We start from the raw sequence: 15,232 nt of genomic DNA on the forward strand, positions 1-15,232 counted from the left end.
GGGCCGGCGGGCCCGCCCACCGGCCCGTCGGCCGCTGATGTCCCTGTCCTTACGACCACCCATCCGACGGCACGAGAGATCAAGGACGATCATGACCGCCACATCCCACCACCCCCGCACCCGCGCCCTCGCCCGGTCCCTCGTCGCCGGCACCGCGGCCCTGCTGCTGGCCGCACCCGGCGCGGCGCTCGCCGCTCCCGGCGGCGCCCCCGGCGCCCCGGACCAGCATCCCCGCGACGCCGCCATCACCGAGCGCCAGGCCCTGCCGGCGGACGACGGCTGGGCCGCCGCCGAGGGCGGCACCACCGGCGGCTCCGCGGCCACCGCCGAGCACCTCCCCGACGTCTCGAACCGCACCGAGCTGGTCGCCGCCCTCGAGGCGAGCGGCGAGGAGCCCTCGATCATCCGCGTGCACGGCGAGATCCCGCTGAACGCCGACGCCGAGGGCAACCCCATCACCTGCGAGGAGATCGCCGAGGGCACCGGCTACACCCTGGAGGGCTACCTGGAGGCCTTCGATCCCGCCACCTGGGGCACCGCGCAGCCCGAGGGGCCGATGGAGGAGGCGCGCGAGCGGGCCGCGGACAAGCAGAAGCAGCTCATCACCCTCTCCATCCCCTCCAACACCACCCTGATCGGGGCCGAGGAGGGCGCCGGGCTCACCGGGGCGCGGCTCAGCGTCAGCGGCGTCGACAACGTCATCGTGCGCAATCTGGTGTTCGCCGACACCGCCGACTGCTTCCCCTCGTGGGATCCCACCGACGGCGCGGACGGCGCCTGGAACAGCGAGTACGACAGCATCCAGGTCATAGGCGGCACCACCCACGTGTGGATCGACCACAACACCTTCACCGACGAGCCGATGACCGACGACACCCTGCCGAAGCACTTCGGCCAGACCTTCCAGCGCCACGACGGCGCCGTCGACATCACCAACGGCTCCGACCTGGTCACCCTGAGCTGGAACCAGTTCACCGCGCACGACAAGCTCTCGCTGATCGGATCCACCGACAGCGAGGACCGCGGTGATCCCGGCCGCCTGCGCGTCACCCTCCACCACAACCTCTACGAGGGCGTGGGCCAGCGGGCGCCGCGCGTGCGCTGGGGTCAGGTGGACGTCTACAACAACCACTTCGTCATCAGCGACGACCAGACGGTGGACTACGGCTACAGCTTCGGCGTGGGCAAGGAGTCCCACCTGTGGGCGGAGGCCAACTCCTTCACCGTCACCGGGGACGTGGAGCCTGCGCAGTTCATCTCCCACCTGCGCGGCGAGGTGATCCGCACCGAGGGCAACCTCGTCAACCAGCGGGAGGTGGACCTGCTGGCGGCCTACAACGCCGAGGCCCCGGCGGACGAGCAGCTCGGGACGGACACCAGCTGGGAGCCGACGCTGCGCGAGTGCGTGCACAAGGCCGAGGTGGTCGGCGGCGTGGTCGACGCCTGGTCCGGTCCGCAGCACGGTCCGGCGCCGGGCCGCTTGAACGCCGCCGGCGACTGCTGAGCGGCTCCGCCCATCCCGCCCGCACCGGGCACCCCGAGGCAGGAAGGCACACTGGTGACATGAGCGCCACCACGGACGACGCCCGCACCCGTCTGCGCGAGCTGCTGGGTCTGGACCGGCTGGACCGGGTCGCGGACCCGACGGCGGATCCGCTGTCGGACCCGGGGACGGACGCGCCGGCGGACGCCGGCGGGGCGGGCTCGGCCCGGGTGCTCCTCGAGGCCGGGGAGCTGCCGGCCCCCGGGGTGCCGCTGGAGACCCGCGTGCTGCGGGCCGACGGCACGGCGATCCCCGCCCACCTGCTGCGCCCTGCCCCCGAGGACGACCTCGGGGCGGGTGTGGTGCTGGTGGCGGGGCACGGCAACGGTATCGACGACCTCGTCGACCCCGCCGATGCCTACCACCACGGCCTCGCCCACCAGATGGCCGCGGCCGGATTCACCGTGCTCTGCCCGGAGATGGTGAGCTTCGGCCGGCGCCGCGTCCCTCGGCCCGCGAGTGCCGAGCCCTACGGCCCGGGAGAGAACTCCTGCGGCATCGACGCCGCGCGGCACCTGCTGCACGGGGTGCCCGTGATGGGCCGCCGCGTCGCCGACGCCGCGGCCGCCGCGGAGGCGCTGGGCGCTCTGCCCGGCGTGGACCCGCGGCGCGTGGCCGTCGCGGGCGGCTCCGGCGGAGGGGCCGTCGCCCTGCTGCTGGCCGCGGCCGACGAGACCGTGGCCGGTGCGCTGGTGGCGACCTACTTCTCGTCCTTCGCGGCGAGCCTCGCCGCGATCCGCCACTGTCCCTGCAACATCGTGCCGGGCCTGCTGCCGGAGCTCGAGATGGCGGAGATCGCCGCGCTCGTCGCCCCGCGGCCCCTGATCCTCGAGGCCGGGGAGCGAGATGCGATCTTCCCGATCGCGGCGGCGCGGGACAGCTACGCCCGCCTGGTCGCGTCCTGGGGGCGCGGAAGAGCGGAGGCGGAGCGCGGGGACCTGCCCGCGCTGGTCGTCACCCCGGAAGGGCACCGCTTTGTGGGGGAGCGCTCGGTCGAGCTGCTGAGCGAGCGGCTGGAGGGCCGCGCCGCGGCCTGATCCGGGCCCGAGTCAGCCCAGCACCTCCGCCGCCGGCCCCGCGAGGCGCCCGTCCTCGTCGAGGGTCACGGTCGTGACGCGCCCCCCGTGCCAGAGCGTCACGGTCCGACCGGGAGGGCCGACCAGCGTGAGCTCTGTCGCGGCCCCGTCGCGCCAGCGAAGATCCAGGGTCATCCCGCCCCGCAGGCGCACCCCGCGCAGCTGCCCGTCACGCCAGTGGTCCGGGAGCGCCGGCAGCAGCCGCACCACGCCCGCGTGGGACTGCACGATCATCTCGAGCACCGCGGCGGTGACTCCCAGGTTCCCGTCGATCTGGAAGGGCGGATGGGCGCAGAACAGATTGGCGTACAGCCCGGCCGGCCCGTGCGGGCCGGGGGCGTCGGGATCCTCGACGGGGGCGAGGAAGGTGCGCAGCGCGCGATGAGCCCCCTCGGCATCGCCCAGCCGCGCCCACAGTCCGACGCGCCAGGCGAGCGACCACCCGGTGGAGTCCGGCCCGCGGTCCTCGAGGCTCCGCCGTGCGGCGTCGGCGAGTTCGCGGTCCTCGGGCGTGATCGTGTCCCCCGGCAGCAGCGAGTACAGGTGGGACTGGTGGCGATGGTGGGGGTCCTCGTCCTCCCTCTCGCGGTCCCATTCCGCGATCCGCCCCGCACCGTCGATCCGCTCCCGACGGGGCAGCCGCTCCAGGGCCTTGCGCAGGCGGGACAGGAGCGGATCGTCGATGCCGAGCACCTCGGCCGCCAGGAGGGTGGTGCCGAACTGGTCGCGGATCATCGCGAGATCCGCGGTCGTGGAGGTGGTCAGGCCGGTGGTGGTGCCGTCGGGCAGGCGGAAACGGTTCTCGGGGGAGGTCGAGGGCGAGGTGCCCAGCTCGCCGGGACGCACCTCGACCAGCCACGCCTCGAGGAAGCGGGCGGCGCCGAGCAGGATCGGCCATGCCCGGCGCAGCACCTCGTCGTCGGCGGAGAACTCCCAGGCCTCCCGCAGGTGCCGGCACAGCCACGCCCCGGCCAGCGGCCACATCGACCACACCGGGTCGAAGGCGCCGTCGCCGACGGGCGGGGAGAACGCCCAGCGGTCGGAGTTGTGGTGCGCCGTCCAGCCGGGCAGGCCGTAGACCGCCGAGGCGGTGCGCTCCCCGGAGCCGGCCAGGTCCTCGATCCAGTCCAGCAGCGGCTCGCGGCACTCCGGCAGCCCGGCGAGCTCCGCCGGCCAGTAGTTCATCTCGAGATTGATGTTCGTGGTGTAGTTGCTGCGCCACGGCGGCAGGAGCTTCTCGTTCCACAGGCCCTGCAGGTTCGCCGGCAGCGTGCCGGGCCGCGAGGAGGAGATCAGCAGGTAGCGGCCGTAGGCGACGACCAGCTGGGCCAGCAGGCGGGTATCGCCGTCCTCGGCGGTGCGCTGCTGCAGGGCGGGCAGCTCGATCGGGGCGGGCGCGGCGTCGGATCCTGCGGGACGCGTGGCGCCCTCAGGATCCGCGGTGCCCTCGGTCATGCCGGGCCCGTCGGAGCGCTCCGGGCCGCCGGGATTCGCGGGGACCAGGCTCAGCGAGGTGCGGTCCCACAGCTCGCGATGGGCGCGGCGGTGCCGGGAGGCGAGCTCGGGTGCGCTGCGGGCGAGCGCCGCCTCGACGGTCGCCCGCGCGTCGGCCTCGAGCCGCCCGACCTCGCCGTGCGGGACCTCCTGCGCGCCGCGCGAGTCGGTCCGGACGGCCAGGACGAGGCGCAGTCGCGTCGCCCCGGTGACGAGCACGGTGCCGTCCGCGGGCTCGGCGGAGGCGGTCCCGTCGTGCTCGACCCGGGCGAGGAGCACGGCGGTGACCGCGGCGCCGGGGGCGTCGTCGTACTCGAGGCTCTCCTGCTTCCCGGTGCGGAGGGCGTCGGTGGGCATGCGCACCGAGAGCCGCAGCTCGTCGGCTCGCACGGAGGGGACTGCGGCGGGGTGGGGTGTGGTGACGCGGATCCGGAGGTCGCCCAGCGACGCCCCGCCGGCCGAGCGCTCGATGTGCAGCACCTCGTCGGGGCCGCTGACGAAGGAGCGTTCCAGGACGGTGCCGCCGGGGCGTTCCCAGCGGGTCTCGGCGGTGGCCTCGGCGAGGTCGAGCACCCGACGGGTGCGGGCCTCGGCCGCCTCCGGGCCGGACTCGAGGAGCAGGTCGGCCAGCGGCTGGTAGGCCTGGGCGTAGCCGCGTTGGAGGGTGTGCTCGGCACGAGTCGCCGCGGCGTGGTCCCCGGCGGCGAGGGCGGCACGGATCCGGGCGAGCTCCTCGGGACCGCCTCGGAGCCCGTCGTCCCGCCGGTTCCCGGCCGCGGTGGCAGGACTGCCGCTCCAGCACGAGTCCTCGTTGAGCTGGAAGCGGCTCACGACAGGGTCGGAGCGCACCATCGCGCCGATCCGGCCGTTGCCCAGCGGATACGCCTCGGTCCATCGGGCCGCGGGCCCGTCCATCGCGATCTTCATCGATCTGCTGTTCCCGTCTGCGTCGGTGGAGATCCCGTCGCATCGTCCGGGCGGAGAGATCCGCGGCCGATGGTCGGGAAGGTAGATCGGGGCGTGCTCGGGAGCAGCCGATGCCCCCGGTCCGGTCCCGGTCGACGGTACCAAGCCGCGCGCGAGTCCGGGCCGAATTGTCGGAGCTGTCCCGTCGGTCGGCAGGGTGGCGGCGTGTCGTGATGCCGGATGACGTGCATCGTTGGTGTTCGACGGGTCGCGTTTGCCCTTGAGAGGTCGGAGGAATTGACGGCGGGGGAGCGCCCGAGACCGGTTCTCCCCGGGGGAAACCCGTCACCTCGAGCGGTCTCCGTCCCGCGGGCCCGGGCCTCCGGGCCGATGCCCCGTGGGAGACTGGAGGCGCCCGAACCCGGGCCGGACACGAAGGAGCGCCATGAGCATCGCGGGCCCTCTCGTCCTGGCGATCGGCGCCGTGTCGCTCTTCGTCGGCCTCGCCACCCTCTATGCGACGACCATGACCGCGCGGACCTCCACGCTGTCGCCGTGGTCCGTCGTCCTCGGCGTCGGTGGGCTGCTGCTGATCATCGTCGGGCTGGTGCTCGTCCTGTAGGCCCGTGGCGCAGGGTCGGCGACGGAGGGTCCCGGTCAGGGCGTCGAGGGCTCCGCTCCTCCCCACGGCGTGGTCATCCACAGCGATGCCGGTGTGGTGCCTTCTCTCCTCCACAGCGCAGGGTCGTCCACAGTCCCGCAGGCCCGCTGCGGGCAGGGTGGCTGATGCACCGAACCAGCGTGTGAACTGCAGTGATGGCGACACGCTGCCAGCTCTGCCGCCCCCTCTCCTTCCCGCGCCCGGCGGCCCCCTTCCGTCTGTCAGGGCCCTCCGGGAGAGTGGGGGCATGTCGACGGCGACGGGCTTCCTGCTCCCCGAGGGTGATCGCACCCCTCGGGAGGTGGCCGATGCCGTGCGCACGGTGGGGGCCGAGGGGCTGACGGACTTCTACTCCGAGGTGGGGGAGACGCTGCAGGATCTCGCGCGGGATCCGGCGACCGTGTTCGCGACGGACGGGGTGGCGCGGGGAACGCTGACCGTGATGCTGGAGACCTTGCAGGCGGTGCGCGGTGCGCTCGACGCGCTCGAGGCGCGGACGGTGATCGCGGTCCGCGACGTGACCCGCCGGGAGCGGATGCAGCGGGCACGGGAGGCGGCAGCGCGCGGTCAGGAGCGCGTGCCGAGCGAGACGGCGGTCCACCGGGTGGCGGACGGCGTGACGACGCGGGACGTGTCGCTGCTGACCCGCCGCTCGCCCCATGGCGCGCGGCGCACGATGGCCTCGGCGCAGCGCCTGGTCGACGCGATGCCCGCGATGCTCGCGGCACTGGGCGACGGGACGCTGGGCGCGGACGCGGTCTATGCGGTCGCGGATGCCGGGGCGGTGCTGGACCCCGAGACGCTGGCGAGCGTCGACAGGGAGCTCGGGAAGCGCCTGGCGGACATCGATGCGGCCGGGACTCGCCAGGTCAGGAGGACGGTGGCGACGATCGCGGCGGAGGTGGACCCGCAGGGGGAGCCCTGGCGGCATCGGCGGTCGGTGCGGCGCCGACGCGTCACGGTGACGGAAGGAGCGCACGGGATGGCGACGCTGAGCGCGCACCTCCCGGCGCTGGACGCGGAGCTGATCCGCAAGCAGCTCTCCCTCTCGGCGGAGCAGGCGCGGAGCGCGGGCAGCCGGGAAGGCCACAGCGCGCTGATGGCGGACGAGCTGGTGCGGCGGCTGCTGGGGCGCGAGGGCGCGGCGGAGCCGGTGACGCTCGAGGTGGGGGTCATCATCACGGACCGGGCGCTGTTCCATCCCGAGGGCGGGGACATCGCGCACCTGGAGGGCTACGGTCCGGTGCCGGCGGAGGAGGTGCGTGCGCAGCTGCGCGCCGCGACGACGGCGCCGGGGGAGGGGGAGCGGGATCCGTTCGGACAGCACGGGCCGGAGGTGCGAGCGATGATCCGGCGGCTGTACACCCACCCCACCACGGGCGAGCTGGTGGCGATGGATGCGCGTTCGCGGCTCTTCCCCAGCGGGATGAAGCGCTTCCTGTCCTGGCGGGACACCTCGTGCCGCGGACCGTTCTGCAACGCGAGCATCTGCCAGGCGGACCACATCGTCCCCCACGCGCGGGGAGGACCGACCAGCCTGGACAACGGCCAGGGCGTCTGCCTGCACTGCAACCAGAAGGAGGAGGACGCCGCGTGGGTCCGACACGATCGCACCTCCGGCCGGCCGGGGCACCGCGTGACCTGGGCGGGGCGCTCCGGGATCCTTCGCACCACCGCGCCCGCACCCCTGATTTGGCATCGGGGCGCAGGTGGCCGGGGCGGCAGGGCAGATGGCAGCGGCGCTGCGGAGGGCGCGGATCCGGACGGCGACCCATAGCTCCCGCTCGTCCCCGCCCTCGTCCCGGACTGCTCCCGGCGCCTCCCGGCTCCGAGTCCTCGTTCCGCGACCACGCGGTCAGGACGGCTCCCAGGCCACGACCGCGTCGACCAGCTCCTCGGTCGGCCGCGCACCGTCCAGGCGGAGCACCGGCGCGTCGAGCGTCTGCAGCCAGGCCTCGTGCTGCGCGCGACTGCGCCCGGTGAACTCCGGGTCGTCATAGCCGCGGGCCCATTCGCGGAACGTCGACCAGGCCTCGCCGTCGACCGGCTGCCCCGCACGGCGCACCTCTTCGCGGTCCCCGAGCCGACGCAGGCGCTCCGTCGGGTCCAGGGTCAGGAAGACGACGGCATCGCAGCGCGCGACGAGCGGATCTCCCCAGCCCAGCATCGACCCAGACAGCACCCACGCCTCCCGCGGCGCGAACACCTCCTCCATGAGGTCGAGGCGCCGCTGTGCGGGCCGCTTCTCGCGGAACGGCGGATCCGAGGGCAGCCAGAAGTAGTCGTCGGCATCGGCGTGCGGCACCGACCAGCGATCGGCGAGGGCGCGGCCGAGCGTGGTGGTCCCGGACCCGCTGGCCCCGAGGACGTGGAGGCGTGAGCGGTGCATGCTCTCAGTGTCGCCCAGCAGCGCTGCCTGCGCGGTCGGGTGCAACCGCCCCTACGACCAGGGCTCGAGCTCCTCGGCGCGGAAGTACATCTGCTGGGAGCCGCCGAACCGCACCAGGTACGTGCCGTCGTCCTCGCGGAGGTAGACCACCGTCCCGTACTGGTGCTGCATCGGCCCCTCTGTCGCGCGGACGCCGTCCCCGATCGCGTAGGTCGACATGTCTCTCCTCGGTTCTCGCCGCTCTGGTCCCCATCAGTGTCCCGCAGGGAGGCGGGGACAGGAAGGGCCGGGCGCGCTGCCGGGGCGAGCCGATCGGCGAGGGAATCAGTCCTCGAGGAGCTCGCTGATCCGCGCGCTCAGCGTCGCGCGCAGCGTGTCGTGCTCGGCGGAGAGCCGTGTCGCAGGATCGGACCACCGCCGAGCCGGATGCAGCCAGACGGGTCGCGGCGCGAGCTCCCCCTCCCAGTCGTAGCGGGGCCAGACATGGGCGTGGAGGAACGGATCCGTGTTCCCGAGGATCTCCAGGTTGACGCGCCGGAACGCAGGATCGCGCGCCGTGCAGACGCTCTCGACCGCCTCCCCGAGCAGATCCATGCTGCCCAGGAAACGGAGTCTCTCCGCGCGCGGCAGATCGGTCAGCCGGCCGGCGCCGGGCCGATCGGTGAGCAGCACGCAGTACCCGGGGAGGAACTGGACGTCGCCGATCACCGCGAAGCCGCCGGGCAGGCGGGACAGCACGGTCGGGTTCGTCCCGCGCAGCGCGCTGCCGACGCGGTCCGTCTCCCACCGCTCAGGCATCGCCGCTGCTCCGCGGAGCCGCGTGCTGCTCACGCAGCGCCCCCGCGCTCGGATTGCGGAGCACCTCGGTGCCGATCAGCACCGTGGGCGTGAGCTCGTCGCCCCCGTTGAGGGCCCGCACCTGTGCATTCGCCTCCGAGTCGCGCCAGACGTTCACCCAGGTGATGCGGGGATCGCCGCGCAGCTGCACGAGCAGCGTCTCGCAATAGAGGCAGCCCGGCTTCCACAGCACGACGGCGTGCTCCGGGGCGCGCTGAGCCGCGGCGCGCGGCCAGGGCGTGTGGCGGCCCCGTCGGCCGGTCCACAGCGCGAGGGCGCCCACCACCAGCAGCCCGAGGACCCCTGCGGTGATGCCCGAGCCCAGGTCGTCGATGCCCATCACCACGGCCATCGCGAGGATCACGGCCGCGACGACCAGGAGCGAGGCGAGCTGGCTGCGGGGCACGGCCTCACCCTACGGGGGCTGCGCCACCCAGCGGTGCCACCGGGATCTCTACCGGTGCCAGATCGGACAGCTCCACGCGCAGCGTCCGCTCCCCGCAGCGCACCTGATGCTCGCCCAGCGCCCCCGGGCCCACGGCCCGCAGCGTGAGCGCCGTCAGCGCGCCGCCGGCCCAGGCCAGGTCCACCTCGATGCCGGGCCGGGCGCGGAGGCCGCGCACCGCGCCGTCGGCCATGAGCGGCGGCAGGGCGGGCAGCAGCTCGATCTCTCCGCGGTGGCTCTGCAGCAGGCACTCCGCGAGCGCGGCGACGATGCCCAGATTGCCGTCGATCTGGAACGGGGGATGGGCGGAGAACAGGTTCGGGTACAGGCCGCTGCGCTCGCGGCCGTCCGCGGTCTCGGCCGGCCGCAGGTACAGCTCGAGCAGGTCCTGGACCTTGTCCGGCCGGCGCAGGCGTGCCCACAGGCAGGTCTTCCACACCAGCGACCAGCCGGTGGCCTCGTCCCCGCGCGCCTCGAGCGTGGCGGCCGCCGCGCGGTCGAGCTCCTTCTCGCTCACCGTGCCGGGGTAGAGGAAGCCCAGGTGGGAGACGTGGCGATGCCTCGGCTCCACCTCGGGCGGGGAATCGGCGTGCCACTCCAGGATCCGGCCGTCGGACCCGATCCGCGGGCCGTGGATCCGCGGCAGCGCCGTCTGCGCCCGCTCCACCACGGGGTCCGCGTCGCGCTCCAGCAGCGCGGCGGCCGCGACCAGGGCGGAGAGCACCTCACGCACCAGCCAGCGATCCATGCCGGAGCCCTCCGTGAGCGCCACGGGCGTCCCCTCGGCGGTGATCCACTCGTTCTCCGGCGAGGTCGAGGGGAAGGTGACCAGTCCGCCGTCCTCGCCCTCCTGCAGCAGGTCCAGGGCGAAGGTCGCCGCCTCCCGCAGCGCGGGGAAGCGCCGCTCGGCGATCTCGCGAGCGCCCTCGCCGCTGAACCCCGCGAGGGAGTCCAGCTCCCGCTCGAGCCAGAGCCCGCCCATCGGCCACGTCGCCCACTTCGGATCGCCGTCCACCGGATCGGTGTATCCCCAGGGATCGGAGTTGTGGTGCACGGTCCAGCCGCCCGCGGCGTAGAGCCGGCGTGCGGTCTCCCGCCCGGCCTCGCGCAGCATCGCCGTATAGGCCTCGAGAGCCTCCGCGGCCGCGGGCACCTGGGCGACCCCGGCCGCCCAGTGGTTCATCTCCAGGTTGATGTTCACCGTGTAGTTCGAGGACCACGGCGCCTGGACCTGCTGGTTCCAGATGCCCTGCAGGGTGGCGGGGGGCAGGCCGGGCCGGGAGGAGGAGGCCAGCAGGTGGCGGCCGTAGGCGAAGGTGGTCGCCAGCAGCTCCGCCTGTTCGGAGCCCTCGAGCGCGAGCGCGACGTCGTGGGCGCCGGGCAGGGGGTGCTCGAGATGACGGCGGTGCAGCTCCTCCTGCCCCTGGGAGAGGGCGGTCTCCGCCTGCTCGCGCGCCTGGTCGAGGGCCTCGGAGACGGGCCGGTCGGGCTGCCGGCCCAGGCCCTGCCAGGTGGTGGCGATCGCGCAGACCACCAGCACGCGCCCGTCCTCGTGCCGGCTGCGGACCACCACGGCCGCCCGCGCGGCGCCCTCCTCCTCCCAGCGCGTGCGGGCGAGGTGGCTCTGATGCGAGGGGATGCCGTCCGACGGCGCGCGCACCACCACCTCCAGCTGTCCTGCGGACTCCAGGCGGTGCTCCTCGACCAGCGGGGACTCGAAGGCGAGCTCGATCCCCGCAGCCGACGGGAGGGTGTGGACGAGAACCTCGTCCGCCGCGCTGACGAAGCTGCGGTGCGGCCCGGCCGGGGTCTCGACCACGTGCTCGGTACGCTCCATGTCCAGGACGCGCTCGGTCCCAGAGGCGCCGACGGCGGGACCGCCACCTGTTCCTGGGCCGCCGCCCGCGTCGGCGGCGAGGATCTCCAGGGCGCCGACGGGCTGGTAGGCCTGCGACCAGGCGGCGCCGAGCCGGCGCACCTGCTCCTGCGCCGCGGCCGTGCGACCGGCGGCGAACAGCTCGCGCGCCTGTCGCAGGGCGTCCTTCGCGTCCTCGGCGGAGGTCTGCCGGGACTGCGTGGCGGTCGGGGATCCGGACCACAGCGTCGACTCGTTGAGGTCGAAGCGGGCGCGCCCGGGATCGCCCCAGACCATCGCTCCGATCCGACCATTGCCGAGAGGGAGGGCCTCGAGCCAGCGCGTCGCCGACCCCGGGCGTCGGATCGTGGTGGGAGGTGTCATCGCAGGTGTCTCCTCGAAAGGTGCGTGCTGCGACGGGAGCGACGCAGCTCTGGCGCCGTACCGGGCCGCCGCAGAGATCCTAGGTCTGACGGGTCGAGGCGTCGATGCCGGGCCACGTCGCGGCATCGGGCTTGAATCGCGTGCGCAGCCGTGGTCTACTGGGCGCACGAAACGGAAAGCGGTTACCCCCATCGCCTCCCCCGGGAGGCGAGGTCCTCGTGCGCGGCGCGGCCACGGGCTCCAGGGGACGCCGCCCTTCCCCACCGCCACCACCGCCCGGCGCCCCCGCGCGTCGCGAGCGGCCGCACACGGAGGAGAGCTGCCACATGGCCACACGCAGGATCGGGATCATCGTCAACGGAGCGACCGGACGCATGGGATACCGCCAGCATCTGGTGCGCTCCCTGCTCGCCATCCAGGAGCAGGGCGGCGTCGAGCTCGCGGACGGCGATCGGCTGATGCCCGAGCTGCTGCTCGTCGGCCGCAACGAGGAGAAGCTGCGCACCGTCGCCGAGCGCCACGGTCTGACCGACTGGACCACCGACGTCGACGACGCGCTGTCCCGCGACGGCTACGAGGTCTACTTCGATGCCCTGGTCACCAACCTGCGCGTGGACAACCTCAAGAAGGCGATCGCGGCCGGCAAGGCGATCTACACCGAGAAGCCCACCGCCGAGTCCTTCGAGGACGCCCTCGAGCTGGCCCGCCTGGCGACGGCCGCCGGCACCCCCAACGGCGTGGTCCACGACAAGCTCTACCTGCCCGGCCTGCTCAAGCTGCGCCGCCTCATCGACTCCGGCTTCTTCGGGGAGATCCTCTCCGTGCGCGGCGAGTTCGGCTACTGGGTCTACGAGGGCGACTGGCAGAGCGCCCAGCGCCCCTCCTGGAACTACCGCTCCGAGGACGGCGGCGGCATCGTCGCGGACATGTTCCCGCACTGGAACTACGTCATCGAGGAGCTGTTCGGCCGCATCGAGGACGTCTACGCCCAGACCGCCACGCACATCCCCACCCGCTGGGACGAGAAGGGGCAGGAGTACACCGCCACGGCCGACGACGCCGCCTACGGCGTCTTCCGCCTCGAGGGCGGCACCGTGGTGCAGATGAACTCCAGCTGGGACGTGCGCGTGCACCGCGACGAGCTGGTCGAGTTCCAGGTCGACGGCACCAAGGGCTCCGCCGTGGTGGGCCTGCACAGCGCCCGCATCCAGCCCCGCGAAGCCACCCCGAAGCCGGTCTGGAACCCCGACGTCAAGGACGGTCACGACTACTACGCCGACTGGATCGAGGTCCCCGACAACGAGGTCTTCGACAACGGCTTCAAGGTGCAGTGGGAGGACTTCCTGCGCCACGTGGGAGGCGCTGTGGAGGGTCCCGCATATCCGTACGACTTCCTCTCCGGCGCGCGCGGCGTGCGCCTGGCCGAGGCCGGCCTGACCAGCTCCGCGGAGGGCCGCCGCATCGCCCTCGATCCGCTGACGGAGGCCCGAGCATGACCGCGACGCTCGGGCTGACCCTGCTGGACGAGGACGGGCGGCAGCGGAGCACGCCGCTCGGCGAGGCGGCGGCCTTCGCACCGCCGACGGCGCCGCTGCGCTCGCGCACCGTCTACGCCGCCGTGCACGTGGTGCCGCAGGTGCACGGCGACAACACCCCCGGCGCCCCCGCGGACATCGACTGGGAGGCGACCCTCGCCTTCCGCCGCTCGATGTGGTCCCGCGGCCTGGGGGTCGCCGACGCCATGGACACCGCCCAGCGCAACATGGGCCTGGACCCGGCGGCGACCCGCGAGCTCATCGCCCGCACCGCCGGCGCCGCGCGCGAGGCCCTCGCCGACCCGCAGTACGCCCGGCTGTTCCGGCCGGGGGCCCAGGTGCGCGACCTGGTGGTCGCAGGCGTCTCCACCGACCAGCGCGAGGAGCTCCACCTCGACCTCGACCAGATCGTCGAGGCGTACGTCGAGCAGCTGCGGGCCACCGAGGCCACCGGCGCGGGCGCCGTCCTCATGGCCAGCCGTCACCTCGCCCGCACCGCCTCCGGTCCGGCCGACTACGAGGAGGTCTACCGCCGCGTGCTCGAGGCCGCGACCGAGCCGGTGGTGCTGCACTGGCTGGGGACCGCCTTCGACCCCCAGCTCGAGGGCTACTTCGGCGCGAGCGACACCACCGAGGCCGCCGAGACCCTGCTGCGGATCATCGAGCGCGACCCCGCGAGGATCCGCGGGGTGAAGATGAGCCTGCTCGACGACGCCGCCGAGATCGCGGTGCGCGAGCGTCTCCCCGAGGGCGTGCAGATGCTCACCGGGGACGACTTCCACTTCTCCCACCTGATCGTGGGCGACGGCACCCGCGCGGCCGCCGAGCAGGAGCAGCCGCCGCCCGGCGCCTACTCCCACGCCCTGCTGGGGGCCTTCGCGGTGACCGCCCCGGCGGCCTCCGCCGCGGTGCAGGCGCTGGACGCGGGGGAGGTCGACGAGGCCGCCCGGATCCTCTCCGCCTCGGAGGAGCTCGCGGTCCACGTCTTCTCCGCGCCCACCTTCCACTACAAGACCGGTGTTGCCTTCATGGCCTGGCTCAACGGCCACCAGCGGGCCTTCCAGATGATCGGCGGCATGCACTCCGCACGCAGCCTCCCCCACCTCTCGCGCACCATCGAGCTGGCCGCGCGCACCGGCAACCTCGAACAGCCGCAGCTGGCGGCCGAGCGCTGGCACGCCCTGCTGCGGCTGAACGGCTACGACATCCCCGCGACCGGAGGAGGCACGGCATGAACACCCCGCCCTCGACACGCACCGGGATCGGCACGCCCCGCCTCTCGATCAACCGCTGGAGCTGCCGCAGCACCCCGCTCCAGGAGTTCCTCGAGGCCACCGCGGCCGCGGGGATCGACGCCGTGGGCCTGTGGCGCCAGGACGTGGCCGAGGTGGGGCTGGACGCGCTGCGCCGCCGCGTGGACGACGCCGGCCTGCGGGTGAGCACCCTGTGCCGCGGCGGCTTCCTCACCGTCGACGGCGAGCAGGAGCGCGCCGACGCGCTCGAGGACAACCGGCGCGCGATCGACGAGGCCGCCGCCCTCGGCGCGCCCACGCTGGTGCTCGTCGTCGGCGGCATCAGCCGCGAGGACAAGGACATCATCGGTGCCCGCGCCCGCGTCACCGAGTCGATCGCCCAGCTCGCGCCCTATGCCGAGCAGGCCGGGGTCACCCTCTCCATCGAGCCCCTGCACCCGATGTTCGCGGCCGACCGCGCGGTGGTCTCCACCATCGACCAGGCCCTCGACATCGCCGAGGCCTCCGGCAGCCCCGCCGCGGGCGTGGTGGTGGACACCTATCACGTGTGGTGGGACCCGGGCCTGGAGCGCGCGATCCAGCGCGCCGCGTCCACGGGCCGCCTGTTCAGCTACCAGGTGTGCGACTGGAACCTGCCGCTGGCCGCGGAGCCGCTGTTCTCCCGCGGCTACATGGGCGACGGGTACATCGACTTCCCGTCCATCACCCGCATGGTCGCCGCCACCGGGTACACCGGCGACATCGAGGTGGAGATCTTCAACGAGGACGTCTGGGCGACCCCGGCCGACGACGCCGTGCAGATCATCGCCGAGCGCTTCGAGCAGCTGGTGCTGCCGCACGCCTGAGCACCCCGT

At 73.9% G+C, this 15,232-nt stretch carries 13 protein-coding genes; 7 read left to right on the top strand and 6 right to left on the bottom strand.

Going from position 1 to position 15,232, the window contains the following annotated elements; genetic code table 11:
• Positions 1-91: 91 nt before the first annotated feature.
• Both CXH06_RS05150 and CXH06_RS05155 read left to right on the top strand, forming a co-directional pair.
• Positions 92-1,504, top strand: a complete 1,413-nt coding sequence (locus CXH06_RS05150; RefSeq protein WP_114854096.1) for a polysaccharide lyase family 1 protein — start codon at positions 92-94, stop codon at positions 1,502-1,504.
• A 59-nt stretch (positions 1,505-1,563) separates the two neighbouring features.
• Positions 1,564-2,580: a dienelactone hydrolase family protein gene (locus tag CXH06_RS05155; RefSeq protein WP_114854097.1), complete on the top strand. Its 1,017-nt coding sequence runs from the start codon at positions 1,564-1,566 to the stop codon at positions 2,578-2,580.
• A gap of 12 nt (positions 2,581-2,592) precedes the next feature.
• On the opposite strand, the gene CXH06_RS05160 is transcribed toward CXH06_RS05155, so the two are convergent.
• Complete coding sequence (locus CXH06_RS05160; protein ID WP_114854098.1) at positions 2,593-5,040, bottom strand: glycoside hydrolase N-terminal domain-containing protein; 2,448 nt, start codon at positions 5,038-5,040, stop codon at positions 2,593-2,595.
• A 424-nt stretch (positions 5,041-5,464) separates the two neighbouring features.
• Between CXH06_RS05160 and CXH06_RS18290 the strand changes: the two genes are divergently transcribed.
• Both CXH06_RS18290 and CXH06_RS05165 read left to right on the top strand, forming a co-directional pair.
• On the top strand, positions 5,465-5,641 hold the full coding sequence (locus tag CXH06_RS18290) for a hypothetical protein (RefSeq protein WP_157975611.1): 177 nt from the start codon (positions 5,465-5,467) through the stop codon (positions 5,639-5,641).
• A gap of 286 nt (positions 5,642-5,927) precedes the next feature.
• The gene (locus CXH06_RS05165) at positions 5,928-7,457 is read left to right on the top strand and encodes an HNH endonuclease (RefSeq protein WP_198684013.1); all 1,530 of its coding nucleotides are present in this window, start codon (positions 5,928-5,930) and stop codon (positions 7,455-7,457) included.
• 78 nt (positions 7,458-7,535) lie between these two features.
• On the opposite strand, the gene CXH06_RS05170 is transcribed toward CXH06_RS05165, so the two are convergent.
• From CXH06_RS05170 to CXH06_RS05185, 5 genes are all read right to left on the bottom strand, one after another.
• Positions 7,536-8,069, bottom strand: a complete 534-nt coding sequence (locus CXH06_RS05170) for an AAA family ATPase (RefSeq protein ID WP_114854280.1) — start codon at positions 8,067-8,069, stop codon at positions 7,536-7,538.
• A 51-nt stretch (positions 8,070-8,120) separates the two neighbouring features.
• On the bottom strand, positions 8,121-8,288 hold the full coding sequence (locus CXH06_RS18415; RefSeq protein ID WP_198684014.1) for a hypothetical protein: 168 nt from the start codon (positions 8,286-8,288) through the stop codon (positions 8,121-8,123).
• Between the two features lie 105 nt (positions 8,289-8,393).
• On the bottom strand, positions 8,394-8,867 hold the full coding sequence (locus CXH06_RS05175) for an HIT family protein (RefSeq protein WP_114854100.1): 474 nt from the start codon (positions 8,865-8,867) through the stop codon (positions 8,394-8,396).
• The gene (locus CXH06_RS05180) at positions 8,860-9,312 is read right to left on the bottom strand and encodes a hypothetical protein (protein ID WP_114854101.1); all 453 of its coding nucleotides are present in this window, start codon (positions 9,310-9,312) and stop codon (positions 8,860-8,862) included. The genes CXH06_RS05175 and CXH06_RS05180 overlap by 8 nt, the downstream gene beginning before the upstream one ends.
• A gap of 4 nt (positions 9,313-9,316) precedes the next feature.
• Positions 9,317-11,590: a glycoside hydrolase N-terminal domain-containing protein gene (locus CXH06_RS05185; protein WP_114854102.1), complete on the bottom strand. Its 2,274-nt coding sequence runs from the start codon at positions 11,588-11,590 to the stop codon at positions 9,317-9,319.
• Between the two features lie 326 nt (positions 11,591-11,916).
• Here CXH06_RS05185 and CXH06_RS05190 point away from each other — a divergent pair, with 326 nt between their 5' ends.
• Genes CXH06_RS05190 through CXH06_RS05200 form a run of 3 tightly spaced genes read left to right on the top strand, consistent with a single transcriptional unit; the run spans position 11,917 to position 15,223 of the window.
• Positions 11,917-13,086 carry a Gfo/Idh/MocA family protein gene (locus CXH06_RS05190; protein ID WP_114854103.1) on the top strand — a complete coding sequence of 390 codons (1,170 nt, stop codon included), beginning with the start codon at positions 11,917-11,919 and terminating at the stop codon, positions 13,084-13,086.
• Positions 13,083-14,360 (top strand): DUF993 family protein, encoded by a 1,278-nt coding sequence (locus CXH06_RS05195; RefSeq protein WP_114854104.1) that lies wholly within the window; start codon positions 13,083-13,085, stop codon positions 14,358-14,360. Before CXH06_RS05190 ends, CXH06_RS05195 begins: the two co-directional genes overlap by 4 nt.
• Positions 14,357-15,223: a sugar phosphate isomerase/epimerase gene (locus CXH06_RS05200; protein WP_114854105.1), complete on the top strand. Its 867-nt coding sequence runs from the start codon at positions 14,357-14,359 to the stop codon at positions 15,221-15,223. Before CXH06_RS05195 ends, CXH06_RS05200 begins: the two co-directional genes overlap by 4 nt.
• Positions 15,224-15,232: the final 9 nt, after the last annotated feature.

It is taken from the genome of Brachybacterium sp. YJGR34 (assembly GCF_003347015.1).
Taxonomy (GTDB): domain Bacteria; phylum Actinomycetota; class Actinomycetes; order Actinomycetales; family Dermabacteraceae; genus Brachybacterium.